This is a genomic window from Shewanella sp. HL-SH4 (assembly GCF_051164845.1).
Classification (GTDB): Bacteria; Pseudomonadota; Gammaproteobacteria; order Enterobacterales; family Shewanellaceae; genus Shewanella; species Shewanella glacialimarina.
Genome location: NZ_CP195037.1, coordinates 1,057,902 through 1,083,900 on the forward strand (window position 1 = coordinate 1,057,902; position 25,999 = coordinate 1,083,900).

The following is a 25,999-nucleotide window of genomic DNA, read 5'->3' on the forward strand; positions in this document are numbered from 1 at the left end:
AAACGATAAAAAAAGCGATAAAAAATGAAAAAAAACCCTATTTCTCAATAGGGCTCACTTTGCACTTAACGTATTGGGACGTTAATTATATTTAGCCATTAAAAACAACATTAAAGACTTCATCCATAATCGCTAAACCCGCATCAACTTGTGCATCAGGCGCTGTTAAAGGCACTAATACTCGCAGTACGTTTCCGTAGGTGCCGCAAGATAGTAAAATTAATCCTCGGTTACGGGCTTCGGCTAACACTTTGGGACAATATTGTGGTGCGGGCTGACCATTTTCCATCAACTCAATGGCAATCATTGCACCTAAGCCACGCACTTCAGCAATTTGGCTATACTTACTTTGCATGGTGGTTATTGAGGCTTTAATGTGTTTGCCTAAAGTGTTGGCTCGCTCAAGTAGCTTTTCTTGCTCAAACACTTCAATCACCGCCAAAGCTGCTGCACAAGCAAGTGGACTGCCACCATAAGTACCGCCTAAGCCACCGGCAGTAATAGCGTCCATCACTTCAGCGCGGCCAGTGATACCTGAAAGCGGGAAGCCACCCGCTATCGATTTAGCAAAAGTGGTAATGTCAGCGGCTACGCCCATTTGTTCCATGGCAAAAAAGGTTCCGGTACGCCCAGCACCAGTTTGCACTTCATCAGCAATAAGCATTATGCCGTGGGTATCGCACAATTCACGTAAACGTTTCATAAAGCTTGGCGTGGCGGCATAAAAGCCCCCCTCACCTTGTACAGGCTCTAAAATAATGGCGGCAATGTCACTCGGCTCAGCATCATTTTTAAAAATACGCTCAATTGAAGCCATTGCGGCATCTTCAGACACACCATGTAACTCACACGGAAACTCAGCCCTAAAAACATTAGCAGACATCAGTCCCATGCCTTTGCTGTAAGGGGCTACTTTACCGGTCAATGCCAATGCCGCGATAGTACGGCCATGATAACCTGAGGTAAAAGCAATAACGCCTGCACGCTTTGTGTAAGCGCGGGCAACTTTAACCGCGTTTTCGACCGCTTCAGAGCCGCTAGTAAACAACGCTGTTTTTTTAGCAAAGTCACCTGGCACTAACTGATTTAATTTCTCACACACTTCTACGTAGCTTTCATACGCTAGCACCATAAAACAAGTATGGGAAAAATCATCTAACTGCGCTTGAACCGCCGCTTTTACTTTTGGGTGTAAGTGGCCAGTGTTAAGCACCGCAATACCGCCTGCAAAATCGATATATTCACGACCTTCAACATCCCAAACGGTAGCATTTTCAGCTCGCTCTATGAAAAGCGGATGAATTTGACTTACGCCTTGCGCAACAGCTGCCTGGCGACGAGCCATTAATTGTTCATTTGTTTTATTCATTGCCTATACCCTTACACAGACATACAGATATATTTCATTTCGAGGTATTCCTCGATGCCAAATTTTGACCCTTCACGGCCTAAACCTGAAGATTTTATTCCGCCAAATGGCGCAACTTCTGTCGAAATAAGTCCAGTATTAACACCAACCATGCCGTACTCTAGTGCTTCTGCCACTTTATAAACCAATGAAATATCACGGCCATAAAAATAGGCTGCTAAACCAAACTCAGTATCGTTGGCCTGATTAATTACATCGTCTACACTATCAAACTTGAAGATTGGCGCTAAAGGACCAAAGGTTTCTTCGCGGGCAACTAACATGGTTTTATTGACATCACGCACTATGGTGGGCTCAAAAAAGAAACCGCCTAATGCGTGGGGGTTGCCACCGGTAACCACACTGGCACCTTTTGCTAACGCATCATCTAAATGACTTTGCACTTTTGCTACAGCATTGGCATTTATCAGTGGTCCAATGGTGACACCTTGTTCAGTGCCATGTCCCACTTTCAATTTTGCGACAGCATCGGCAAATTTTTGGATGAAAGTGTCATACACTCCCGCTTGCACATAGATACGGTTAGCACACACACAGGTTTGGCCAGCATTGCGATATTTAGCAATCATTGCACCTTCGACTGCGGCATCTATGTCGGCATCATCAAACACAATAAATGGCGCATTACCGCCTAATTCTAATGATAACTTTTTAAGCGTCGGCGCACATTGCGCCATAAGCTTGATGCCAACCCCAGTTGAACCTGTAAATGATAATTTTCGCACAATAGGGCTTTCACACAGGGTATTACCAATTTCAATAGCTTTGCCTGTAACCACACTAAATACCCCAGCAGGAATACCGGCCCGGCGGCTTAGTTCAGCTAATGCTAATGCCGTAAAGGGAGTTTGCTCCGCAGGTTTAACCACCATAGTACAACCAGCAGCTAATGCCGGTGCTGCCTTTCGGGTAATCATAGCAGCGGGGAAATTCCAAGGCGTAATTGCCGCAGTAACACCCACAGGTTGCTTGATAACTGTCAGTCTTTTATCAGCTTGATGGCCAGGAATAGTATCACCATAAATGCGCTTAGCTTCTTCAGCAAACCATTCAATAAATGACGCTGCATAAGTAACTTCGCCTTTTGCTTCAGCTAACGGCTTGCCCTGCTCGGTGGTCATCAGCAACGCAAGATCATCTGCGTTTTCAATTATTAACTCAAACCAACGACGCAATTTGCTGCTGCGCTCTTTAGCCGTTAGTGCACGCCAGGCAGGTAATGCTTTATTTGCCGCATCGATGGCAGCCGATGTCTCGGCCGCGCCCATTACAGGTACATGGCCGATAATGTCGTGATTGGCAGGGTTTGCTATCGCAATGGTATCACCAGAGTTTGCACTAACCCATTGGCCATCGATATAGCATTGCTGTTGTAATAAGCTTGGGTCATTCAATACCATGATGATCTCCTTAATCTAAATACCAAAACTTATACGCCAAACTTATCGCGCATAGTGTAATACCAGGCTCCAATAGCACTAAAAGGCACTCTTAAGGCGTGTCCACCAGGGAATGGATAATGGGGTAATGCCGCAAATGCATCAAAGCGAGTTGCTTGGCCATTTAGCATTTCTGCGATCAATTTTCCCGCAAGATGTGTGTATGTCACACCATGGCCGCTACAGCCTTGAGAATAATAAATATTGTGGCCAATACGGCCAACTTGTGGCAAACGCGACAAGGTCATTAAGAAATTACCTGTCCAAGCATAATCAATTTTAATCCCTTTAAGTTGTGGGAATGTTTTCAGCAATTTAGGTTCTATAAGCGCTTTGATATTGGCGGGATCACGCGCGCCATATACCACGCCACCACCGAATATTAGACGTTTATCTCCGGTTAAACGGTAGTAGTCGAGTAAATAGTTACAATCTTCGACACAATAATCCTGCGGTAAAATACTGGCAGCCATCTCATCTGATAATGGCGCTGTAGTCACTACTTGAGTACCACATGGCATAGACTTAGCGTGTAATTCAGGCAGCAACTTACCTAAATAGGCATTACCAGCAACAACGACGAACTTACATTTAACTTGACCTTGCGCTGTATGCACAACCGGTGAGGCGCCATCGTCAATATTAATAACAGCAGAGTCTTCAAAAATTAATCCACCTAAAGATTCAACCGCACGGGCTTCACCTAATGCTAGATTCAAAGGGTGAATATGGCCGCCACTTTTATCTAATAAGCCGCCAACGTATAGGTCCGAATCAACCACTTTACGAATAGCATCGTGATCTAAAATTTCAAGTTGTTGATTATGTCCATGGGCTTCCCACAAGTCTTTTTGTGACCGTAAATGGCCCATTTGTTTTTTATTCATGGCGGCAAAAACGCCACCATTCTTTAAATCACAATCAATATTATATTTGGCAATGCGTTCACGAATGATACGCCCGCCTTCAAATGCCATTTCACCAAAAAGCTTACCTTGCTCTTTGCCAACCACTTTTTCAATACTGTCTATGTCACGGCTAAAAGAGTTAACAATTTGACCGCCGTTTCGGCCAGATGCACCCCAGCCAATTCTGGCGGCCTCAAGGATAACTACCCTCATGCCACTTTCTAAAAGATGGAGCCCCGCTGATAAGCCTGTATAACCTGCGCCAACAATACAAACATCTGTTTCAATAACAGATTCTAAACGAGGGCGTTCAACTTTATCGTTGGCCGATGCGGCGTAATATGAACTAGTATGAGGTGTAGCAGACATAGCACTTCCTTTATATGTACATTGCAAAATATAACTGTCTCATCCTACACCTAGGTCATCATAAAAACTAGCCGAAAAGGTATAATTATTTACAGTTTGTTGAAAATATTAAACACTCTAAAACCATAATCCTGCACTATTATTAGCATGACTAATAGGTACGAATACAGCTTATTTTGAAGAGTTTGGGTTATCTAAATTTGGGTTATTTACATTTTGGTATCTCAGTCATGGTGGTCTAGTTAAACCGACAAGTGATCCACAAAAAAGCCCATCAAAGATCAATTACTCGAGAGCCAATTAAAGACGTTTAATCCAGATTAAGACTCGAGTGATGACTTATTATAGATAATAAAAAAGCGCGTTGATGAATCGAAATATCATCATGACGCGCTTCTATTATTTCAAGTTAATACCCTATGACTCCATCGCTTTTTGCGCTTTCTTTTCTGCCCGTCGAGTAAAGTACCAGGACAGGAATGCAACAAGAGACACCGCAAAAATAATGATGGTCGCTAACGCATTAATCTTAGGCGACACCCCTAAGCGCACTGATGAAAACACCACCATAGGCAAGGTTGTAGAACCCGGACCAGAAGCAAAGCTGGCTATCACTAAGTCATCTAATGACAAACTAAATGATAATAACCAACCAGCAATTAACGCTGGCGATATCATAGGAACCGTAATCAAGAAGAAGGTTTTTAGTGGCGTAGCCCCTAAATCCATCGCGGCTTCTTCAATTGATCTGTCTAGCTCGCGCAATCTTGACGACACCACAACGGCTACGTAAGCGGCACAAAATGTTGAGTGTGCAATCCACACTGTTAGCATTCCGCGTTCAGTTGGCCAACCAAAAGTATCAGCCATTTGCACAAACAGTAACAGTAAAGATAAACCGGTAATTACTTCAGGCATAACCAATGGTGCGGTGATCATGTTAGATAAGGTTAATTTAGCCCATGAGCGACGAAAACGTGTCATGACAAACGCTGCCATAGTGCCAATAATGACCGCCATAGTTGCACTGTAAAATGCGATACGTAAACTCACCCACACGGCACTTAAAATCTGCTCATCTTGAAACAGTTCACCGTACCATTTTGGTGAAAACCCACTCCAGACCGTGACCAGTTTTGATTCATTAAAAGAATAAATAACCAAAATAAGCATCGGGGCATACAGAAAAAGTAAGCCGAACCACAACATGATTTTAGAGAAACTTAAGTTTTTCATGCATCGTTCTCCATATCACGTGACTGATAGCGATGGAACAAGGTAATTGGCACAATTAACAGTGCTAACATGACAATAGCCAATGATGAAGCCACAGGCCAATCACGGTTATTAAAGAACTCTTGCCACAATACTTTACCAATCATCAATGAATCAGGGCCACCTAGTAGCTCAGGAATAACAAACTCACCAACAGCTGGAATAAACACTAGCATTGAGCCTGCTACCACTCCCCCCATTGATAAAGGCAGCGTAATTTTCCAGAAGGTATTGAGACTACTAGAACCTAAGTCAGATGCGGCTTCAATTAAGCTCATATCCAGTTTCACTAAAGTGGCATATAAGGGCAAAATCATAAATGGCAGGTAGCCATAAATAATACCAATATACACGGCAAAGTTAGTATTGAGCATTTGAATAGGCTCAGAAATCACCCCAAGCCAGATTAAGAAGTTATTCACTAAGCCAGTGTTACTTAAAATACCCATCCAGGCATAAATACGGATCAAAAATGATGTCCATGATGGCAGCATCACTAACAGTAATAACACAGGTTGAAATCGGGTTGGCGCTCTAGCAATGGCATAAGCCATAGGGAAGCCTAATAACAAACAACCTAAGGTGGCAATGAGTGCCATTTTAAGTGAGGTTAAATAGGCAACATAGTACATTGAATCCTGTAGCAATAGTAAATAGTTACCAAAATTCAAAAAGATGGATAATGTCTCATCAATAAAGCTAAAGGTTGCCTCGTAGGGAGGAATAGCAATCGCAGCAGTTGAAAAACTCAGCTTCAACACAATGGCGAAAGGCAGTGCAAAGAACATCAATAACCATAGGTAAGGTATACCCATGGTCAAATGTCGGCCTTTTAGGCGTTTAAATGGATTCATCATGATTGCAATACAACCCCGCTGGTGTCTTCCCAACTGATAAAGACTTCTTCTTCCCATGTTGGGTGATCCGATCGGCGTTCACGGTTAATCATTGAGCACTGAACAATTTGCTTGTTTCTTAGCTTAATATAAAATACTGAAACGCCACCTAAATAGGCAATATCATGTACTACGCCTCTGGCCCAGTTATACTCACCTTCAGGCTGTTCACGGGTAATGATGGTTTTTTCAGGGCGCACAGCAAGCATCACAGTCTTATTATCTAAACTGGTAGAAATACCGTGTCCAATATAAAAAGGTTGTTTTAAAGTGTGTGATTTAATAATGGCGTGATCGGCTTCATCGGCAATAATATCGCCTTTAAATAAATTTACTGTGCCAATAAACTCAGCAACCATACGGCTATTAGGCGCCTCATAAATGTCTGTTGGGCTGCCAGTTTGTGCAATCCAACCTTCATTCATAATAGAAATACGCCCTGCCATCGTCATGGCCTCTTCTTGATCGTGAGTTACCATGACACAGGTCACGCCTACGGCTTCAAGAATATCGACCACTTCTAACTGCATTTGAGTACGCAGTTTTTTATCTAATGCGCCCATAGGCTCATCAAGTAGTAATAGTTTAGGTCTTTTAGCTAATGAACGAGCCAAGGCGACACGTTGACGCTGACCACCCGACAATTGATGTGGTTTACGCTTAGCATATGTTTCCATGTGCACCAACTTGAGCATTTCCTCAACGCGTTGAGCAATATCAGCTTTGGGCATTTTGTCTTGTTTTAAGCCAAAGGCAATATTTTGTTCTACCGTCATATGTGGAAATAATGCATAGGATTGGAACATCATATTGATAGGGCGTTCATAGGGAGGCATGTCGGTAATATCGACACCGTCCAGAAAAATACGACCTTCAGTCGGCTTTTCAAACCCGGCCAATATACGTAATAGAGTTGATTTTCCTGAGCCTGAGCCACCTAATAATGCGAAAATTTCACCTTGATTAATGGTCAGTGACACATTGTCGACTGCGCGGACATCATCAAATAGTTTACTAATTCGATCAATTTTAAGGAGTACTTTATCTTGCGTCTTTGTGGTTGGTTTATTAGTGACGCCCGAGGTGTTTTCCATGATACTGCTCCGCCTAGTTGGAGTATGTGTTCTGTAACATTGATTATTATTTGGGGTTACAAAGAACATTAAAATCTGATTGATGAAAGGGCTAAGTATTTAGGGCAAGTTACCTTGCCCTAATATGTGGATCTGACTACTGACCAGATTTCACTTTAGTCCAAGCACGTGTCACAACTCGTTGAATTTTCATTGGGCGAATATCACCAATGTACAGCTTGTCGATTACGCTTTGTGGTGGATAAATTGCTGGATCATTTTTGATTGCATCATCAACTAGCGCCTGTGCAGGAGTATTAGGGTTAGCATAAGCAACATAGTTACTGATAGGTGCTATTACCTCAGGACGCAATAAATAGTTAATTAACTTATGGGCGTTATCAACGTTTGTGGCATCTTGTGGAATCGCTAACATATCAAACCAAAGGTTTGCACCTTCTTTAGGAATTGAATAACCAATTTTGTTACCGTTACCCGCTTCATCTGCTCGAGCTGCGGCCTGGAATACATCGCCAGAGAAACCATATGCGACACAAATATCGCCATTAGCGAGATCTGAAATATAACGCGATGAATGGAAGTAGGTGATATACGGACGAACTTTGGCAAGAACTTCAGCGGCTTTTTCATAATCAGCGGCATTTTTACTGTTCGGATCTAAACCAAGATAAATGAGTGCTTGCGGCAGCATGTCGTCAGCAGAATCTAGCATTGAAAAACCACATGATGCGATTTTTTCTGCGTATTTAGGATTAAAAATAAGCTCTAATGAATCAAATGGCGCATCTTCACCTAACACAGCTTTAACTTTATCGATGTTATAGCCAATACCATTAGTGCCCCATAAGTAAGGTACGGCATGTTCATTAGCAGGATCGGCTTTCTCAAGCTGCTTCATTAAGTCCGGTTTTAAGTTGGCATAGTTAGTCAACTTAGTACGATCGAGCTTTTGAAAGGCACCCGCTTTGATTTGCTTAGCCAAAAAGTGATTTGATGGAACCACTATGTCATAACCACTGCGACCAGAAAGCAATTTAGCTTCTAGCACTTCGTTACTGTCGAACACGTCATAAATAACGCGAATGCCAGTCTCTTTTTCAAAGTTTGCTAAGGTATCTTCTGCGATATAGTCAGACCAATTGTACATCTTGACAACTTCTTCAGCATGCAGCGAAGTGCTGGCAAATACCGACGCTGAAATAAGCGCTATGGTAGACAGTTTGTTAAGTAGCTTCATATGTTCTCCCTTACTTGGATAATGGTCAGGACTGTGCTGACAGTTATTCGCTTTTAAAGCGTTATTATCATTCCCTTATAAAAAGGAAATTATCCAATGCTACATCATATTTCTGCATCGGTAACATCACAGCAAAATGCAAATGCTATAATTTTTTTGGATTCTATCAAAAACCTTTTTAATTACTAGATAGTAACAATCTAATTGCTTAAAAAACCACTAATTACTCATAAACATGCAACAAGCTTTATTAAGCGTGCAAAAGTATTTTTAAAGTCAATATCATTGCTATCAATATGCTTTACTGGCTAAACATTTAGTATAGGTGTCATTTAGGGCCATTAAAGCCTTATCAACCAACTCATCGATCTCTGCCTTGGTAATAACCAGTGGCGGAGAAATAATCATAGTATCGCCCACTGACCGCATCACCAAACCATGCTCGATACAAAAATCTCGACACCAAGTTCCCACACCAATCTTGGCTGAAAAACGCTGGCGTTTCGCTTTATCTTGCACTAGCTCAATCGCAGCAACCAAACCTAAGCCTCTTACCTCACCCACTAATGGATGCTCAGCTAATTGTTGTAAGCGTTGTTGAAAATACGGTGCCGTTTCTGTAGCCACTTTTTCAACTAATTTTTCTCGTTTGATAATATTGATATTTTCTAATGCAGCAGCCGCAGCAACCGGATGACCTGAGTAGGTAAAACCATGGGTAAATTCACCACATTGCTGTTTAATCACATCCGCGACACGGTCTGCAATTATTACGCCACCCATAGGTACGTAGCCAGATGTCATGCCTTTTGCTATCGAAATAAAATCAGGTTGTAGGTCAAAGTATTCAGCGGCAAACCAATGCCCCGTTCTGCCAAAACCACTAATCACTTCATCCAAAATAAGTAACACGTCATATTTAGCTAAAATACGTTTAATTTCAGGCCAGTATGTGGATGGAGGAATAATTACGCCACCAGCACCTTGAAAAGGTTCGGCAATAAATGCCGCAACATTATCTTCACCTAGTTCTAATATTTTAGTTTCTAGTGCTTGGGCAGCTTGTAGACCAAATGCTTCGGGCGTTAAGTCACCCCCTTCGGCATACCAATAGGGTTGTGCGATATGCACTACTTTGGGGATAGGTAAATCCCCTTGTTCGTGCATGCCAGACATGCCGCCTAAACTTGCACCCGCTACTGTAGAACCATGGTAAGCATTGTGTCTGCTGATAATGGTTTTTTTATTGGGTTGACCTTTTAAATCCCAATAGCGTCGCACCATGCGTAAGTTTGTGTCGTTTGATTCAGATCCCGAACCGGTAAAGAACACACTATTCATGTGTTTAGGGGCAAGTTCGGCAATGGTTTTTGCTAACTCAATAGCGGGTGGGTGAGTACATTGAAAAAAACTGTTGTAGAAAGGAAGTTTTTGCATCTGCTGACAAGCGGCATCGACAATTGATTGTCGGCCATAACCCACATTTACACACCAAAGCCCCGCCATTGCGTCTAATAATTTATGACCTTGGACATCCCATATATAGACACCTTCGGCGCGCTCAATCACACGAGTGCCTTTCTCGCCAAGGGCTTTAGAGTCTGTAAATGGATGAATAAAATGTGCTTTATCTGCTTGCTGTAAAGAGGCTAAATTTGTCATACATGTTCCTTTAAGCTGGCAAAAATGACAACTTACCAGTCCTGACTGCAGTTATGTAATCATCTGAAAATATTATTAACTCTTCGACTGACGTAATGAGCCACTCAGCTTTTAAAAGCTGGAATGGCTAGCTAACTTATCAAACTGAATAGCGAAGTGATTCACTCCGCTATTCAACTGTTATTAACTAAACCGTTAATAACAGGAACTCACGCTCCCAAGAGCTCACTACGCGGCGGAAGTTTTCAAGTTCAGCTTGCTTAACCGCCACAAAACCTGTGGTGAAAGACTGACCTAAATATTCAATACACGCTTCACTTTCTTGCATTGCAATCAAGGCTTCTTCTAGGGTCAGCGGTAAACAGTATTCGTTACTGGTGCGACTTTCATTTGAACGACCTGTCACAGGATTTGAAGGACGTAAGCCTTTTTCCATACCAATGAAACCAGCCAATAAACTCGCTGCAATGGTTAAGTAACAGTTTGCATCAGCACCTGGAATACGGTTTTCAATACGACGGTTCTCTGGTGATGATTCTGGAATACGTAGACCACATGTGCGGTTCTCTACGCCCCACTCTAGGTTCACAGGTGCAGAAGTACCCGGAAGGAAACGACGGAAAGAGTTAACACTTGGTGCCATTAATGGTAATAATTCAGGAATATAGGTTTGTAAGCCGGCAATATAATTTAAAAACAACTGGCTTTGAGTACCATCTTCTTTAGTAAAAATGTTTTTACCGGTTTTTTTATCAATCACACTTTGGTGGATGTGCATCGCACTGCCTGGCTCATCAGTAACCGGCATAGCCATAAAAGTAGCACACACATTATGCTTTAATGCCGCTTCTTTAAGTGTACGTTTAAATATAAATACTTGATCGGCTAACGATAATGGATTGCCATGGCTGAAGTTAATCTCCATCTGCGCAGGACCATCTTCATGGATTAGGGTATCAATATCTAAACCTTGAAGCTCACACCAATCGTACATATCTTCAAACAGTGGATCGAATTCATTTGCGGCGTCGATTGAAAATGATTGACGACCAGCTTCAGGACGGCCAGAGCGACCAATAGGAGGCTTAAGCGGTAAGTCATGGTCATCACTACGTTGAGTTAAATAAAACTCCATTTCTGGTGCAATAACGGGTTCCCAACCTTTATCTTCATAAAGTTTAAGTACTTTTTTAAGCACATTACGTGGTGATAATTCAATTGGATTACCCATACGATCATAACAATCGTGAATAACTTGTGCGGTAGCTTCTACAGTCCAAGGTAGCATGAATACTGCATTCTCATCCGGCACGCACACAAAATCGATATCGGCTTTATCAAGTAATGAATAGAAAATACCGTCATCGATAAAATCACCCGTCACCGTTTGCAGCAATACGCTTTCAGGTAAACGCATGCCTTTCTCATCAATAAACTTATCTACTGGGGCAATTTTGCCTCGAGCGATACCTGTCATGTCACTGATCACACATTCAACTTCGGTAATTTTTCTATCTTTTAGGAACGTAATTAACTTATCCATTGGTTATTTCTCTCGTTTAGCTGCATGCAAACGGCACGCTTTGCCGAATGCATCAAAAATTGATGAATAAAACTGATTATCTTGCACTTTCCATTCTGGGTGCCATTGCACACCTAACGCAAAAGCCTTAGCACCTTTCACAGAAAATGCTTCAACTAACCCGTCTGGCGAATGCGCCTCTGGTATTAATCCCGAGCCTAATCTGTCGACGCCTTGAGTATGCACTGAATTCACTTCAGCCTGTTCACTGCCCCACGCTTGATGGAGTAAACCACCAGGCACTATATCAATAGCATGTGACAAGCCATACTGCACATCTACTGGAGCCGTTTTATCTTCTCTGTGTTCAATAAATTGGCCAACTTCATGCAGTTTTTGGTGCAAGCTGCCACCATAAACCACATTCATCTCTTGAAAACCACGACAAATTCCGAATACAGGCACACCCGCATCTATGGCTGCTTTGATTAGGGGTAATGTAGTCGCATCGCGCTTAGGATCATGGTGAGTGCCTTCTGCACTAGCAGGGCCTTGAAAATGATGTGGCTCCACATTAGATGGTGAACCGGTAAATAAAATACCATCCAGGCGAGAAAGTAATTCTGCGGTGGGTACGGCTAAACCCAAAGAGGGGATAACTAAAGGAAAGCCTTTCGCACCGTTAACGACACTGAGTAGGTATTTTTCACCCACAATATTAAATGGGTGTAATCCTATTTGTTGATTACATGCCACTACCCCAATCATTGGGACTTTTGACAAAGACATATCACACCTACACTGTTGAACTGCAAATATGCAGCATTTCTTTCAAACACTTGGAAAGTATTGATCATTAAACACTCAAAACTGTGATATTTCCACAATATATAATCTATTTAATTAACTAATAATTTGTGTTCGTTTTTTCACACACTACACTTAATTTTAACACTAGGCAATAGCAATAATACAACTGGATAAATTTTTATAGTTCCAGCATCACCTAATCAAGCAAGCGCAGTAAAAATAGGAATAAACAGTTGTAAACCAGAATAAAAATATCTTGGTACAATCAATTTCAATATGGAATTGGAGGCTTTTTAAAAACAAAGTTTCATATAGAGAACAATATTATGCTTAATATTATTTACATTGTAGGATTAGATTGCAGCGTATTTATAGCCCAAAAACAGACTTAAGAGGTTTGCAAAGTAATGCGCACTACTTTGCAATCAGTCAGAAAATACTAAAAATCACCCGGCGTGGTTGCACTAACCAAGCGGCATGGCTCTTCGAAGGGATTCGCGAACTTATGTGGCAGTTCACTATTAAAGTAATAGCTATCGCCTTTATGCAGCACAAAGGTCTCATCGGCAACGGTAAGTTCAATTTTACCTTCTAGAATATAAGCCCCTTCTTCACCACGATGTTGTAGCATCTCATCGCCTGTACTTGTTTTGGGTGGATAAGTTTCATACATCAGTGACATTGCACGATTTGGAAAGTCTCTACCAATAAGCTTATAAACTAAATCACCGGTACCAATATCGAGTAACTCTTCAGAGCGATAAACGACTTTTTGCTCACCGACAGTGCCCTCCTCAATAGAAAAGAACTCAACCAATGACATAGGGATCCCAGCGAGAACCTTCTTTAAGGAGCTAATAGAAGGACTAACACTGTTTTTTTCAATCATTGAAATAGTACTATTGGTCACGCCTGCACGCTTAGCTAACTCGCGCTGGGAAAGACCGCGCATTTTCCGAACAGCTTTTAAGCTTGCCCCTATATCCAATTTCTGACTCCTGAAAATAATAGCCGTTTCGAATGACACTAGATGACATCGAATATGTCACAGCAATTTATCATTGTATTTACTAACGTGAAAGGAATTGTATTCTAGCTTAATTCAGTGTTAAATAAAATGCACAATCTGTCGATTAAAAATTACCGATAGATAGACCCTACGACTCATTAATCATTAGCCTTTAAATTGGAGACGCTATGTCACAGCCCTCACCGATCCATAGCGATAAATACCCAGATTCTTTTTACTTCCACAGTGCGAAAGAACTATTCGATTATCCACAACTAACAGAATCTATCACTGTCGATGTTTGTATTGTTGGTGGGGGGTTTACGGGTATTAATACTGCAATAGAGCTTGCTCAAAAAGGCTTTAGCGTGGCGGTTTTAGAAGCGAAACGCATCGGTTGGGGAGCGTCAGGGCGCAACGGTGGAGAGTTAATTCGCGGTATTGGCCATGATGCCAGCCAGTTTAACAATGTCATCGGCACTGAGGGCGTCAACGCCATCACGCAAATGGGCTTTGAAGCAGTTGAAATTGTTAAGCAACGCGTACAACAGCACAACATCCAATGTGACTTACAAATGGGTTATTGTGACTTAGCCGTAAAACCTCGGCACATGCATGAGTTAGAGCAAGAGTTTACCGACTTAAAACAAGCGGGCTATCAACATGATATTCAATTACTTGATAAAGCACACATCAGTGACGTTATCCAATCAGATTTCTATCAAGGTGCGTTAGTCGACATGGGCAGTGGCCACTTACACCCGCTGAACTTAGTGCTGGGTGAAGCAAGAGTTGCCCGTGAGTTAGGGGTAAAGATTTTTGAGTACAGCCCAGCAGAACATATATACAAAGGCGATAAACCAGTGGTTAAAACCGCTAAAGGTGAAGTTAATTGTCAATTTTTAGTGCTGGCCGGTAATGCGTACATTGGTCATAAACTGAATGATTATGTCGGCGGAAAGGTACTTCCCGCAGGCAGTTACTTACTGGCAACAGAGCCATTAACTGCAGCACAATGCCAAGCTATTATTCCAAAGAATATGGCATTTGCAGATATGCGCGTAGCCTTAGACTACTTTCATTTATCCGCTGATAATCGGTTATTGTTTGGCGGTTTATGCACTTACTCAGGAAAAGATCCCAGCAATATTGAAGCAGCACTGCGGCCCAATTTAGAACATGTATTCCCGCAACTTAAAGGGGTTAAAATTGATTACCAATGGGGGGGATGATAGGTATTGGTGCTAACAGAATGCCGCAAATAGGGCGTTTGCCTGATGCTAAAAATATTTTCTATGCCCAAGCTTATTCAGGACATGGCGTCAATGCTACTCATATGGCAGCAAAACTCATCGCCGAAGCTATCACGGAGCAAGCCGAACGGTTTGATATTTTTGATAAGATAAAACACATGACATTTCCAGGCGGGCCATATTTTCGCTCGCCTATGTTAGCGGCTGGTATGCTATATCATCGCTTTAAAGATATTTTCTAATATGAATTAGGGCTGTTGATTTATCCTAATCAACAGCTTATAACCTAGCATAGACGGCTATTGCGTCATGATATAACCGACCATACCCAGCCCAAAACCAAGTACTGCTCCGCAGGGTGGAAACCAATGTTGCTCTAACTTTACTTGGGGAGCAATATCTTGAAATACTGAATAAAGAATACCGCCTGAGGCAAATATCATTATTACTCCAATAACCTCAGGTTGGTCCGCTAACCAAACATAACCAATAATGCCTGCAATAGGCCCAAACAAAGCAATTAGTGCAAAAATACCTATCAATAACCTAGGCTTAAAACGATTATGTTGGTTTAACTCTCGATAAGCATTAAACCCTTCTGGTAAATTTTGTAATCCAATTAATGCTGCTAATAAAAAGGCCGTTTTACTGCCGGTAGCCAATGCAGCGCCTAAAGCAATAGATTCAGGAATAAAATCCGCCAGCATGGCACTTAATTGACTGGCTGGGGTATTGATTTTAACCAGTAAAATATCTAACGACATGAACGCTAAAGCGCCTAGCCCAAAAAACAGAACTGCCAATGGGAGTGATAATACCTCAACACTTTCAGGCACTAACACCAAACCGACTGCAGATAACAGCGCACCGCCACCAAAGGCCATCACGCCATGGCGAAACTCCTGTTGCAACCAATCAGACTTGATGTGCTCCATCTGAGCGATAACCGCACCAAGTGGCATAGCCAACCCTGCTAGTAAAGTAACACCCACCACGATCAATACATCAGACATAGCCTTCACTTCTTTATGACATTATTTTTACGATCTTTATATAAAATGCTTATGTATTACGCTACGGGTAAATGATCACTTGCCCCCCATTCAGCCCACGAGCCGTCATACAATATCGACTGTTGATGACCTGCCACCGTAGATGCAAGTATCAAAATACAAGCCGTAATACCTGAACCGCAGCTAAAAATACGCTGCTGGGCGTGATTTTCATCAAGCTGATTAAAAATCATTTGCAGCTCTGTCGAAGGCTTTAATTTTATTCCATCAAGCACCTGCGCAAAAGGCAGATTGACCGAACAAGGTATATGGCCACTTCTTACACCCGCCCTAGGCTCTGGCGCAGTGCCATTGAAACGAGACGCTGCCCTCGCATCAAACACCAGCGAGCCACTTTGAGCCACGGGGTACTCACTAACAATAGCCAGCAAGCTAGCAGAGTCACATACCAATTCAGTGTGTTGCTGAGCTTTTACGTTACCGACTAAGTTGGCGGTTAAGAACTGATTGGCTGTAGGCAGGTTTTCAGCCATCCATTGTGGTAAGCCACCATCAAGCACAAATACCTTATCAAACCCCATCACCTTAAAAGTCCACCAGGCCCGCGGTGAAGAATAAATGCCTTGGTTATCATAAATCACCACGGTACTGTCCTGATTAATGCCTAACTTACGTGCTGCGTGGGTGAATTGTTCAGCGGTTGGCATAGCATGGGACATCTGTGAGTCGTGATTAAAGAAGTCTTGCTCTAGCCCCATATTAATCGCGTTAGGTATGCACGTTAACCTGTCATAGATTAACGGCTCTTTACCTAATACCACCGCCATACTAGCATCAAGCAAAATAACGTTTTTATCATCTAAATGCTCAACCAGCCAAGCTGTTGAAACAGTTGAATTACTCATTATTTTCTCCTTGATACAAAGATTGCACATATTTATGCGTTAACCAGGTAAAGTAGCTAAATACCATTATGCCTACGCCATCAGCCGCTAAATCGGCTATGTCTAATGTCCGACGGGGAATAAAACCCTGACTTATTTCCTCCACCAGCACGAATAATGCGACTAAGCAGCTGCCAAGATAAAGCGATAACGAACCTAATCGAATGGTCTTAAATTGTAAGGTGAGATTGGCTAGATAGGTTAATACCCCAAATAGTAAACAATGACCAACTTTATCGCCATAGGGAATATGTTTGACGATGTCGAAGAAAATACTGCTGCCACCAGTGTTAGCTAAGTATATGACCCAAATAATGAATCCTAAAAATGTAGCCATGGTTATAGTAGCTAAAAGATAAAAACGTTGTTTAAGCATTAGCGTCACTTCCTGTGTGTTGTTCAATGCCATCCTAATATACTTTTAAGATATTCTTACGATACTTTTTGATGAATTTCACTTAATAAAAAAGCCCTATGACTGATTATCATAGGGCTTTGTCGCAACTAAGTTTGCTCAGGACTTATCACGTTGATTATAAAACAATCCAAGTTGCTTTGATTTCAGTATATTTATCAAATGCGTGTAATGACTTATCGCGGCCATTACCCGACTGTTTATAACCGCCAAATGGCGCGGTCATATCACCACCATCATAATGGTTAATCCACACCATACCGCTACGTAATGCTTTGGCGGTTTTATGCGCTTTAGAAAGATTCGATGTCCATACACCCGCGGCTAAACCATAAATGGTGTCATTGGCAATTTCAATCGCTTGTTCCATGCCGTCAAACTCAATCACTGACAGCACAGGCCCAAAAATCTCTTCACTGGCAATCGTCATTTTATTATTTACACCAGAAAAAATAGTCGGCTGCACATACACGCCGCCCGTTTCTGCCATAACCTGCTTACCACCTTGCACTAAGGTGGCACCTTCATCTTCACCCGCTTTAATGTAATCCAACACATTGTTCATTTGCTGTTCATCAACCATGGCGCCAGTAACGGTTTCAGGATCTAACGGATGACCAGGCTGCCAAGATTTTAACTCTTCGGCGATCAATTTTATCAGTTCATCTTTAATACCTGACTCAACCAATAAACGCGATCCCGCGGTACATACTTCACCTTGGTTAAAGGCAATGGCCGATGCAGCAGCTTGTGCTGCGGCTTTTAAATCCGGCGCATCATTAAATACTATGTTAGGACTTTTGCCACCCGCCTCTAACCAAACGCGTTTCATGTTTGATTGCCCTGCGTAAATCATCAGTTGTTTAGCAATTTTAGTTGAACCTGTGAACACCAAAGTATCAACATCCATATGTAAAGCTAATGCTGTACCAACAGTGTGTCCTAAGCCTGGCAACACGTTTAACACGCCTTTAGGAATACCTGCATCTAACGCTAGTTGTGCCATTCTTATTGCTGTTAACGGAGATTTTTCTGAGGGCTTTAATATGACGCTGTTGCCCGTTGCTAACGCAGGGCCTAGTTTCCAGCACGCCATAATCATTGGGAAATTCCAAGGCACAATCGCCGCTACGACACCAACAGGTTCACGGGTAATCATGCCTATTTCATTATGTGCTGTGGGGGCAATTTCATCATAAATTTTGTCGATGGCTTCACCACACCAGCGGATCGCACGGGCAGCTCCCGCAACATCAACCGATTTAGCAAACTGAATTGGCTTACCCATATCTAAGGTTTCTAACAGCGCTAACTCATCAGCATTTTGCTCTAATAAGTCGGCAAAACGGATCATAATGGCTTTACGTTTTACTGGCGCTAATTGTGACCATGTACCCGCTTCAAAAACAGCTTTGCCATTAGCAACCGCTTTATTGGCGTCAATATAATCACAACTAGCCACTTTAGCTAACAATCGACCATCAATTGGGCTAATACAATCAAATGTTTCATCTGAATGCGCTGCTTGGTACTCACCATTAATCATGGCTTTGCCATTAATAGTGATACTTTTTGCGAGTTGTTCCCATTCGCTACGATTTGTTGGAGAGCTCATTGTTACCTCGTCATCCTATATATGCATGTTTAGCTAAATTACATAAAAAAGTTGCCAAACAACCTAACTTTAATTACACGCTGTAATCGATGCTTCAAATTATGCTTAACCGCAAAAGATTTCAATATATTTTACAAAAATGTCCAATTTACTTTAATTTTTTACTAAAAACGCTTCCGTGTTCGTTATATTTGATATACCGTAGCAAATATTGACCACCTGTAGATTTATTGATCATATACAAAGGCCTCCTAATGAGTCATATGGAGTGCTCAAGCACAAGGATTTAGTAATGCAACAAACGTCGCCTCAATCAATGAATGCTCAAACATCAACACCAGAAATGGCCAACTACTGGATGCCTTTTACTGCCAATAAGCAGTTTAAAGCCAATCCAAGAATATTGACTCATGCTGAAGGAATGTATTACACCGACGATCATGGTCAAGCCATACTCGATGGTACTGCGGGGTTATGGTGTTGCAACGCCGGTCACGGGCGCAAAAAAATATCCGAAGCGGTCAGCAAACAAATAACTCAAATGGATTACGCCCCCTCATTTCAGGTAAGTCATCCTTTGGCATTTGAACTGGCGAACAAAATTGCAGAGTTAAGTCCTGTTGGGCTAGATAAAGTCTTTTTTACTAATTCAGGTTCTGAGTCAGTAGATACCGCTTTAAAAATGGCTTTGTGTTATCACCGCGCAAATGGCCAGCCTTCACGCACTCGCTTTATCGGCCGAGAACTCGGCTATCACGGTGTCGGTTTTGGCGGTATTTCTGTTGGTGGTATTGGTAATAATCGTAAGACCTTTAGTGGTCAGTTATTGCAAGGTGTAGATCACCTGCCCCATACCTTAGACATCCACAATAATGCGTTTTCTCGAGGTCTGCCTAAACATGGTATCGAAAAAGCGGAAGTTTTAGAGCAACTTGTCACTTTACACGGTGCAGAAAATATTGCCGCAGTGATTGTTGAGCCGATGTCTGGATCGGCTGGGGTTATTTTACCGCCAGAGGGTTATTTAAAACGTCTACGAGAAATTACTCAAAAGCACGGAATTCTATTAATTTTTGATGAAGTAATCACCGGATTTGGCCGACTAGGGGCTGCTTTTGCCAGTCAATTTTGGCAGGTCACACCCGACATCATTACTACTGCTAAAGCTATTAATAACGGCGCGATTCCAATGGGTGCTGTCATTGTCAGTAACACCCTTCATGACACTTGCATGCAAGGTCCTGATAATATGATCGAATTTTTCCATGGTTATACCTATTCAGGCCATCCTGTTGCGGCGGCATCCGCTTTAGCAACACTAGATATTTACCAACAAGAAAATCTTTTTCAGCGCGCTAAAGACTTAAGCCAGTATTTTGAAGATGCGGTACACAGCTTAAAAGGCCTGCCTAATATTATCGACATACGCAATATTGGGCTCGTCGCTGGGATCCAGTTTTCCCCCAGTGAGAAAGGCATAGGGAAGCGCGGTTATGAAATTTTTGATCGCTGTTTTAGACAAGGCACGTTAATCAGGGCGACGGGCGATATCTTAGCCTTATCACCTCCGTTAATTGTCGAAAAATCTCAAATTGATGACATGGTAAACAGCCTGACTGATGCGATACATGCGGTTGGTTAGTTAAATTTAACACTAGCAATCCATGCTCTATCAAAAAAATGCTAATTCAGTAACTTATTTAAATTCAATATTCACTTTAATCTATTAATGTAAAAGGTTTTTTATGCTCACTCTATCTCATTATGTCAATGGCAAGCACACACAAGCAAGCAAACGCCAACAGCCGATTTTTGAACCTGCTAATGGTGAATTACGTGGCCATGTATCATTAGCGTGTGAGCAAGAAGTCAGCGATGCCATTCAAATAGCAAAACAGGCGTATCAAACCTGGTCACAGGTTACCCCGCTCAATCGCGCCCGGGTATTGTTCAAGTTCAAAGCGTTAATGGAGCAAAACATTGACGAGCTGGCCGAGTTAATTACCCGTGAACATGGCAAAGTGCTAGATGATGCTAAAGGCGAGTTAGTCCGCGGATTAGAAGTCGTCGAATTTGCCTGTGGTATTCCGCATTTACTCAAAGGCGAACATACCCAACAAGTGGGTGGCGGCGTTGATGCTTGGACAGTTAACCAGTCTTTAGGTGTGGTTGCCGGTATTGCGCCGTTTAACTTTCCCGTGATGGTACCAATGTGGATGTTCCCTATTGCCATTGCTTGCGGTAATACTTTCATCATGAAACCATCTGAGAAAGATCCAAGTTCTGTGCTGCGTATGGCTGAATTACTTACCGAAGCAGGCTTACCTGATGGGGTATTTAACGTAGTAAATGGCGATAAAGAAGCCGTTGATACCCTACTGACTCATCCAGATGTTCAAGCGATAAGTTTTGTCGGCTCTACTCCAATCGCCGAATATATTTACAGCACAGCATCAGCGCACGGTAAACGCGTACAGGCCCTTGGCGGCGCTAAAAACCATATGCTATTAATGCCAGATGCTGATTTAGACCAGGCGGTTAAAGCCCTTATGGGGGCTGCTTATGGCAGTGCGGGGGAACGCTGCATGGCCATTTCAGTCGTGTTAGCGGTTGGCAATAGCGGCGATAAATTAGTTGAAGCCCTGCTCCCTCAAATTGAAAAGCTAAAAATTGGTAACGGTTTAACGCCTGAAATGGATATGGGGCCATTAATTTCAGCTCAGCACCTACAAAAAGTACGCGACTATGTTGAACAAGGCGTTGCTGAAGGGGCAACACTGATTGCCGATGGCAGAAGTTTATCGTTAAAAGATCAGCAACAGGGTTACTTTTTAGGTGCGTGCTTGTTCGATAACGTCACCCCAGAGATGACCATATATCAACAAGAAATTTTTGGCCCTGTTTTAGCGATTGTTCGCGTAAAAGATTATGCGCAGGCGCTTAATCTGATTAACAAACACGAGTTTGGTAATGGCACCGCCATCTTTACTCAAAACGGTGAAGTTGCAAGACACTTCTGCCACCATGTTGAAGTCGGCATGGTTGGGGTTAACGTGCCTATTCCTGTGCCAATGGCATTTCATAGTTTTGGTGGCTGGAAGCGTTCACTGTTTGGCCCTCTGCATATGCATGGACCTGATGGAGTTCGTTTTTACACTAAACGTAAAGCCATTACCGCAAGATGGCCAAAAGCCGCTGTGGTTAGTGAAGGTTCGGCCTTTATTATGCCAACGATGAACTAAGAATTGGTGAGTTTAAATGACTAAATTGATTAACGATATACAAAGCTTTGCGACCTCTTCGGCAGGAATAGATAAATATCATCTTGCTGATGAAAAAAGACTGCAAGGCAACCCATTACAGAGCGTGCAAAACCATTATGCCAGTCCTTGTTCGCAATTCAATGTTGGCATATGGCAAAGTGAAGCTGGATGTTGGAATGTGCAATATACCGAACATGAATACTGTGACATTCTTGAAGGCACTAGCGTAATTACTGATGCTAATGGCGCCAAATTGACTGTTACTGTCGGCGATAAGTTTGTTATTCCAGCAGGTTTCATTGGGACTTGGGAGGTGATTGGACATTGTAAAAAAGTGTATGTCATCTTTGAAGCACAATAAGCACCGATTCAGGGTTAGCATAGCTAACCCTGTAAAATATATCTTGCAAAAAATGTTAAAATGATTCAAAAATAATACCCGACTACGGTCATAAAAATACCAGACTAAGATGATGATTTACCTGTAACACCTGCCACGGAGTATAAAACCAAAACATGTGTTTTTGGTAAAGTTGGCACCACCAGTTTTGCCCTACAAAACTGAGTATATAACTATAAATGGAGAAGATATCGTGTCTAAAACATTCACAAAAACAAGACTAGCGCTATTGGCCGGCCTTACCCTTTCTGCTTCCGTGCTTTCAGGTTCTGTAATGGCTGAATTTTCAGGTGAAGTGTCACTTACAAATGACTATCGCTTTCGCGGCGTATCTCAAACTGCTGGCGATCCAGCACTGCAAGCAGGCGTAGATTGGAGTGCTGAAAACGGCTTTTTTGTAGGCGCATGGGCAAGTAACGTCGACTTTGATGAAGAAGGTTATAATGGCCCTGATATCGAGTTAGATATCTATGCCGGTTACTACGGTGAAATTGATGACAATACTAGCTGGGACGTCACGCTTTACCGTTACAACTATCCAGGTGATAGTGAACTCGACTATTTAGAAGCCACTGTAGGTGTAGATTTTAGCGGTTTTAGAGCAGCTTATTGGTATACCAATGATTACGGTGGCAGTGATTTAGACTTACATTACATGGAGCTAAACTACGGCTGGGAATTCACTGAAAACTGGAGCTTAGATGTTCATTACGGTTATAACTTTGGTGATGCTTTAGATGATGGCGAAGGTTTTGATAGCTACTCTGATTACTCTGTCGGCGTATCGACTGAAGTAGCAGGGTTTGGACTGTCACTGGCTTATCTAATGACAGATCTAGACGGCGATTATGCTGTTGATGACGGTATATTCAAAACTAAAGACACCTTCCTTGCGTCTGTAAGCTACGCATTCTAGAACAGAACAACTGCTTTATAAAAAAGCTTACTCAATTGAGTAAGCTTTTTTTCATCTATACTTTATACCGGACTGAAGTGAGTTATTTACGGCTGGTATAATCGCCCCACGCTAGCCACTTATACGTAGTTAACGCATCTAAGGCCATAGGCCCACGGGCATGCAGTTTTTGGGTACTGACCGCTACTTCGGCGCCTAAACCGAATTGTGAACCATCGGTAAAACGAGTGCTAGCATTAACATACACAGCGGCTGAATCAACTTGATTCATAAAGTAACTGGCAGCATGAATATCGTCGGTTAAAATGGCTTCAGAATGGCCACTTGAATATTGACGAATATGGCTAATGGCCCCATCAATATTATCAACCACTTTAATGCCCAAGGTTAAAGATAACCACTCAGTTGAAAACGACTCATCATCAGCAAAGCTGACATCAAAACCTAACCCCTCTAAATAGCCTTGAGCTTGATCGCAAGCGTAAAACCTCACCCCAAGACTGTGTAAATGGGCTGCTATTTTAGGCACAAAATCACTGGCAATCGCTTGGTCAACTAATAAGGTATCAAGGGCGTTACACACGGTTGGCCGTTGCACTTTCGCGTTAGCGATAACATCTATAACACGACTTAAATCAGCACTTTTATCTACCAATAAATGACAAATACCAATACCACCAAGAATAACTGGAATACTTGACTGCTCAGCGCATAAACGCTGTAAAGTATGACCACCGCGAGGAATGATCATATCGACATATTTATCTAGGCGCAGTAGGCCGCTAACAATGGCTCGCTCTGGCGAATCAATTAGCTGAACCGCGCCTTCAGGCAAGTTCAAGCTAGTTAATGCACCGCGGATAACTTCACTCAATACTTTATTTGATTCAATGGTTTCTTTACCACCACGTAAAATAACCGCATTACCGGTTTTTAAAGCAAGCACAGCAATATCGACAGTCACATTAGGACGGGCTTCATAAATGACTCCCACCACACCTAAAGGTACACTGCGCTGAGTCAGTCGCAATCCATTATCAAGCAACTGACTTGCAGCTTCTTTTCCTATTGGGTCGGCTAACGCAATCACATTATCAATATCGCCAATAATGCCCGCTAAGCGACCTTCATCAAGCATTAAGCGATCGATCATTGCATCAGTTAAACCATTAGCTTTAGCGGCGATAACATCTTTAGCATTGGCGGCTAAAATAACCTCTGCATGCTCTGCTAAGCTTTGGCTAATGGTTTGTAAAAGGTGATTTTTTTGTTTAGCCGATAAAGTGGCCAGGATAAAACTGGCGGCTTTAGCTTGCTGACCTAAATTAACCAGATACTCATTAACTTGATCTTGTTTTACTGACGCTTGATTAGCTGACATGTACTGTTTCCTTGTTTTCTAATACCACCATATCATTGCGATGAACCGCGGCATCACCATAGTCATAACCTAAAATAGCTTCGATCTCGTTTGAATGCTTACCGCAAATTTTACGTAAATCGGCGGCGCAATATCGACTGATCCCTTTACCCAGTACTTTTGCCTGAGCATTGACAATTAACACGGTTGCGCCACGCTCAAAATCACCTTCAATACGAGCAATGCCTTTAGACAATAAGCTGCGGCCACTTTCAATAACAGCAGTAGCAGCGCCCTGATCAATATACAGTTTCCCCTGGCTAGCCGGGCCGGCCAAAATCCATTGTTTACGGCTTTCAAGTGGCGTATCTATGGCACTAAAATGTGTCCCTACAGACTCTCGCAATGCCACTTTATTGATCACATCAGGATGATGGCCAGAAGCGATGACCACCTCAATTCCCGCACGTCTGGCAATATCAGCAGCTTCAAGTTTTGTTGCCATACCGCCTGTGCCTAAACCGGAAACCGAACCGCCCGCTAACAAACGTAAACTGTCGTCTATATTCACCACTTGTTTTATTAATTGTGCGTTAGGGTTAGTACGTGGGTCGGCATCAAACAGGCCTTTTTGATCGGTCAGCAAAATCAATAAATCAGCATCGCAAAGTAATGCGGCGCGCGCCGATAAATTGTCATTGTCGCCGACCTTAATCTCATTGGTTGCTACCGCATCATTTTCATTAATGATCGGAATAATATTGTTATCAAGTAACGCATTTAAGGTATCGCGGGCATTCAAATAGCGTTCGCGGTCTTGCAGATCGGCCCGTGTCAGCAGCAATTGCCCCACGTGTAAACCGTACAAACTAAACAGTTGTGACCAGGCGAGAATTAACTGGCTTTGCCCTACCGCGGCAAGCAGCTGTTTATGCGCCATGGTATCGGGCAAAATGGGGTATTGCAGATGTTCACGTCCCGCAGCAATAGCGCCTGAAGTACATAACACCACTTCAACTCCTGATTTCATTAAATAAGCCATTTGTCTGGCCAACTCAACCATATGTGCTTTATCTAATTTTTTGCTGCCAGAAGTCAGTACACTGGTGCCTAACTTCACTACCACGCGGCGATAACCCATTTAAGCTTCTCTCAAATTTGATTGATAAA

Annotated in this window: 21 protein-coding genes and 1 pseudogene; 5 read left to right on the forward strand and 17 right to left on the reverse strand. The window is 42.4% G+C overall.

Going from position 1 to position 25,999, the window contains the following annotated elements; all coding sequences use genetic code 11:
* Positions 1-91: 91 nt before the first annotated feature.
* The 11 genes from gabT to ACRWQL_RS05680 form a co-directional block, all read right to left on the reverse strand.
* Positions 92-1,369, reverse strand: coding sequence for a 4-aminobutyrate--2-oxoglutarate transaminase (gene gabT, locus ACRWQL_RS05630; protein ID WP_434952713.1), 1,278 nt, complete (start codon positions 1,367-1,369; stop codon positions 92-94).
* Positions 1,370-1,380: 11 nt separating this feature from the next.
* Positions 1,381-2,829, reverse strand: a complete 1,449-nt coding sequence (gene gabD, locus ACRWQL_RS05635; protein WP_434952714.1) for an NADP-dependent succinate-semialdehyde dehydrogenase — start codon at positions 2,827-2,829, stop codon at positions 1,381-1,383.
* A gap of 29 nt (positions 2,830-2,858) precedes the next feature.
* Entirely contained in the window at positions 2,859-4,145 is a 1,287-nt protein-coding gene (locus ACRWQL_RS05640) for an NAD(P)/FAD-dependent oxidoreductase (RefSeq protein ID WP_434928524.1), read from the reverse strand.
* Between the two features lie 417 nt (positions 4,146-4,562).
* Complete coding sequence (locus ACRWQL_RS05645; RefSeq protein WP_434928523.1) at positions 4,563-5,381, reverse strand: ABC transporter permease subunit; 819 nt, start codon at positions 5,379-5,381, stop codon at positions 4,563-4,565.
* On the reverse strand, positions 5,378-6,274 hold the full coding sequence (locus tag ACRWQL_RS05650) for an ABC transporter permease subunit (protein ID WP_404830062.1): 897 nt from the start codon (positions 6,272-6,274) through the stop codon (positions 5,378-5,380). Before ACRWQL_RS05650 ends, ACRWQL_RS05645 begins: the two co-directional genes overlap by 4 nt.
* The gene (gene potA, locus ACRWQL_RS05655; protein WP_434928521.1) at positions 6,274-7,410 is read right to left on the reverse strand and encodes a polyamine ABC transporter ATP-binding protein; all 1,137 of its coding nucleotides are present in this window, start codon (positions 7,408-7,410) and stop codon (positions 6,274-6,276) included. Before potA ends, ACRWQL_RS05650 begins: the two co-directional genes overlap by 1 nt.
* A 136-nt stretch (positions 7,411-7,546) precedes the next feature.
* Positions 7,547-8,647, reverse strand: a complete 1,101-nt coding sequence (locus ACRWQL_RS05660; RefSeq protein WP_434928520.1) for a polyamine ABC transporter substrate-binding protein — start codon at positions 8,645-8,647, stop codon at positions 7,547-7,549.
* Between the two features lie 291 nt (positions 8,648-8,938).
* Positions 8,939-10,309, reverse strand: a complete 1,371-nt coding sequence (locus ACRWQL_RS05665; RefSeq protein ID WP_434952715.1) for an aspartate aminotransferase family protein — start codon at positions 10,307-10,309, stop codon at positions 8,939-8,941.
* A gap of 187 nt (positions 10,310-10,496) precedes the next feature.
* Positions 10,497-11,852, reverse strand: coding sequence for a glutamine synthetase family protein (locus ACRWQL_RS05670; RefSeq protein ID WP_226410773.1), 1,356 nt, complete (start codon positions 11,850-11,852; stop codon positions 10,497-10,499).
* Positions 11,853-11,855: 3 nt separating this feature from the next.
* A complete protein-coding gene (locus ACRWQL_RS05675; protein WP_434940245.1) occupies positions 11,856-12,620 on the reverse strand; it encodes a gamma-glutamyl-gamma-aminobutyrate hydrolase family protein in 765 nt (254 codons plus the stop codon).
* 460 nt (positions 12,621-13,080) lie between these two features.
* Positions 13,081-13,629 carry a cupin domain-containing protein gene (locus ACRWQL_RS05680; protein WP_434928516.1) on the reverse strand — a complete coding sequence of 183 codons (549 nt, stop codon included), beginning with the start codon at positions 13,627-13,629 and terminating at the stop codon, positions 13,081-13,083.
* A gap of 209 nt (positions 13,630-13,838) precedes the next feature.
* Here ACRWQL_RS05680 and ACRWQL_RS05685 point away from each other — a divergent pair.
* Positions 13,839-15,145 (forward strand): annotated as a pseudogene (locus ACRWQL_RS05685) (NAD(P)/FAD-dependent oxidoreductase).
* A gap of 57 nt (positions 15,146-15,202) precedes the next feature.
* Here ACRWQL_RS05685 and ACRWQL_RS05690 read toward each other — a convergent pair.
* The 4 genes from ACRWQL_RS05690 to ACRWQL_RS05705 all read right to left on the reverse strand — a co-directional run bounded on the left by ACRWQL_RS05690 (position 15,203) and on the right by ACRWQL_RS05705 (position 18,890).
* Positions 15,203-15,916, reverse strand: coding sequence for a ZIP family metal transporter (locus tag ACRWQL_RS05690; protein WP_434952716.1), 714 nt, complete (start codon positions 15,914-15,916; stop codon positions 15,203-15,205).
* 56 nt (positions 15,917-15,972) lie between these two features.
* Positions 15,973-16,821 carry a sulfurtransferase gene (locus ACRWQL_RS05695; RefSeq protein ID WP_434952717.1) on the reverse strand — a complete coding sequence of 283 codons (849 nt, stop codon included), beginning with the start codon at positions 16,819-16,821 and terminating at the stop codon, positions 15,973-15,975.
* Positions 16,814-17,263 (reverse strand): VanZ family protein, encoded by a 450-nt coding sequence (locus tag ACRWQL_RS05700; protein ID WP_434928512.1) that lies wholly within the window; start codon positions 17,261-17,263, stop codon positions 16,814-16,816. Before ACRWQL_RS05700 ends, ACRWQL_RS05695 begins: the two co-directional genes overlap by 8 nt.
* A 130-nt stretch (positions 17,264-17,393) precedes the next feature.
* Entirely contained in the window at positions 17,394-18,890 is a 1,497-nt protein-coding gene (locus ACRWQL_RS05705; RefSeq protein ID WP_434940241.1) for an aldehyde dehydrogenase, read from the reverse strand.
* Positions 18,891-19,182: 292 nt separating this feature from the next.
* Here ACRWQL_RS05705 and ACRWQL_RS05710 point away from each other — a divergent pair, with 292 nt between their 5' ends.
* From ACRWQL_RS05710 to ACRWQL_RS05725, 4 genes are all read left to right on the forward strand, one after another.
* The gene (locus ACRWQL_RS05710) at positions 19,183-20,532 is read left to right on the forward strand and encodes an aspartate aminotransferase family protein (RefSeq protein ID WP_434930310.1); all 1,350 of its coding nucleotides are present in this window, start codon (positions 19,183-19,185) and stop codon (positions 20,530-20,532) included.
* A gap of 103 nt (positions 20,533-20,635) precedes the next feature.
* Positions 20,636-22,132 (forward strand): CoA-acylating methylmalonate-semialdehyde dehydrogenase, encoded by a 1,497-nt coding sequence (locus tag ACRWQL_RS05715; RefSeq protein ID WP_434952718.1) that lies wholly within the window; start codon positions 20,636-20,638, stop codon positions 22,130-22,132.
* 16 nt (positions 22,133-22,148) lie between these two features.
* Positions 22,149-22,514, forward strand: a complete 366-nt coding sequence (locus tag ACRWQL_RS05720; protein ID WP_434940239.1) for a cupin domain-containing protein — start codon at positions 22,149-22,151, stop codon at positions 22,512-22,514.
* A gap of 232 nt (positions 22,515-22,746) precedes the next feature.
* Positions 22,747-23,469, forward strand: a complete 723-nt coding sequence (locus ACRWQL_RS05725) for a TorF family putative porin (protein WP_434952719.1) — start codon at positions 22,747-22,749, stop codon at positions 23,467-23,469.
* A gap of 82 nt (positions 23,470-23,551) precedes the next feature.
* Here ACRWQL_RS05725 and ACRWQL_RS05730 read toward each other — a convergent pair whose 3' ends face one another.
* Positions 23,552-24,850: a glutamate-5-semialdehyde dehydrogenase gene (locus ACRWQL_RS05730; RefSeq protein ID WP_434952720.1), complete on the reverse strand. Its 1,299-nt coding sequence runs from the start codon at positions 24,848-24,850 to the stop codon at positions 23,552-23,554.
* Positions 24,840-25,970 carry a glutamate 5-kinase gene (gene proB, locus ACRWQL_RS05735; RefSeq protein ID WP_434952721.1) on the reverse strand — a complete coding sequence of 377 codons (1,131 nt, stop codon included), beginning with the start codon at positions 25,968-25,970 and terminating at the stop codon, positions 24,840-24,842. Before proB ends, ACRWQL_RS05730 begins: the two co-directional genes overlap by 11 nt.
* Positions 25,971-25,999 lie beyond the last annotated feature (29 nt).

Bases quoted from the DNA above. Each gene is read 5' to 3' on its own strand.
- gabT (WP_434952713.1), bottom strand. From the start codon at position 1,369: ATGAATAAAACAAATGAACAATTAATGGCTCGTCGCCAGGCAGCTGTT.
- gabD (WP_434952714.1), bottom strand. From the start codon at position 2,829: ATGGTATTGAATGACCCAAGCTTATTACAACAGCAATGCTATATCGAT.
- ACRWQL_RS05640 (WP_434928524.1), bottom strand. From the start codon at position 4,145: ATGTCTGCTACACCTCATACTAGTTCATATTACGCCGCATCGGCCAAC.
- ACRWQL_RS05645 (WP_434928523.1), bottom strand. From the start codon at position 5,381: ATGAAAAACTTAAGTTTCTCTAAAATCATGTTGTGGTTCGGCTTACTT.
- ACRWQL_RS05650 (WP_404830062.1), bottom strand. From the start codon at position 6,274: ATGAATCCATTTAAACGCCTAAAAGGCCGACATTTGACCATGGGTATA.
- potA (WP_434928521.1), bottom strand. From the start codon at position 7,410: ATGGAAAACACCTCGGGCGTCACTAATAAACCAACCACAAAGACGCAA.
- ACRWQL_RS05660 (WP_434928520.1), bottom strand. From the start codon at position 8,647: ATGAAGCTACTTAACAAACTGTCTACCATAGCGCTTATTTCAGCGTCG.
- ACRWQL_RS05665 (WP_434952715.1), bottom strand. From the start codon at position 10,309: ATGACAAATTTAGCCTCTTTACAGCAAGCAGATAAAGCACATTTTATT.
- ACRWQL_RS05670 (WP_226410773.1), bottom strand. From the start codon at position 11,852: ATGGATAAGTTAATTACGTTCCTAAAAGATAGAAAAATTACCGAAGTT.
- ACRWQL_RS05675 (WP_434940245.1), bottom strand. From the start codon at position 12,620: ATGTCTTTGTCAAAAGTCCCAATGATTGGGGTAGTGGCATGTAATCAA.
- ACRWQL_RS05690 (WP_434952716.1), bottom strand. From the start codon at position 15,916: ATGTCTGATGTATTGATCGTGGTGGGTGTTACTTTACTAGCAGGGTTG.
- ACRWQL_RS05695 (WP_434952717.1), bottom strand. From the start codon at position 16,821: ATGAGTAATTCAACTGTTTCAACAGCTTGGCTGGTTGAGCATTTAGAT.
- ACRWQL_RS05705 (WP_434940241.1), bottom strand. From the start codon at position 18,890: ATGAGCTCTCCAACAAATCGTAGCGAATGGGAACAACTCGCAAAAAGT.
- ACRWQL_RS05710 (WP_434930310.1), top strand. From the start codon at position 19,183: ATGCAACAAACGTCGCCTCAATCAATGAATGCTCAAACATCAACACCA.
- ACRWQL_RS05715 (WP_434952718.1), top strand. From the start codon at position 20,636: ATGCTCACTCTATCTCATTATGTCAATGGCAAGCACACACAAGCAAGC.
- ACRWQL_RS05720 (WP_434940239.1), top strand. From the start codon at position 22,149: ATGACTAAATTGATTAACGATATACAAAGCTTTGCGACCTCTTCGGCA.
- ACRWQL_RS05730 (WP_434952720.1), bottom strand. From the start codon at position 24,850: ATGTCAGCTAATCAAGCGTCAGTAAAACAAGATCAAGTTAATGAGTAT.
- proB (WP_434952721.1), bottom strand. From the start codon at position 25,970: ATGGGTTATCGCCGCGTGGTAGTGAAGTTAGGCACCAGTGTACTGACT.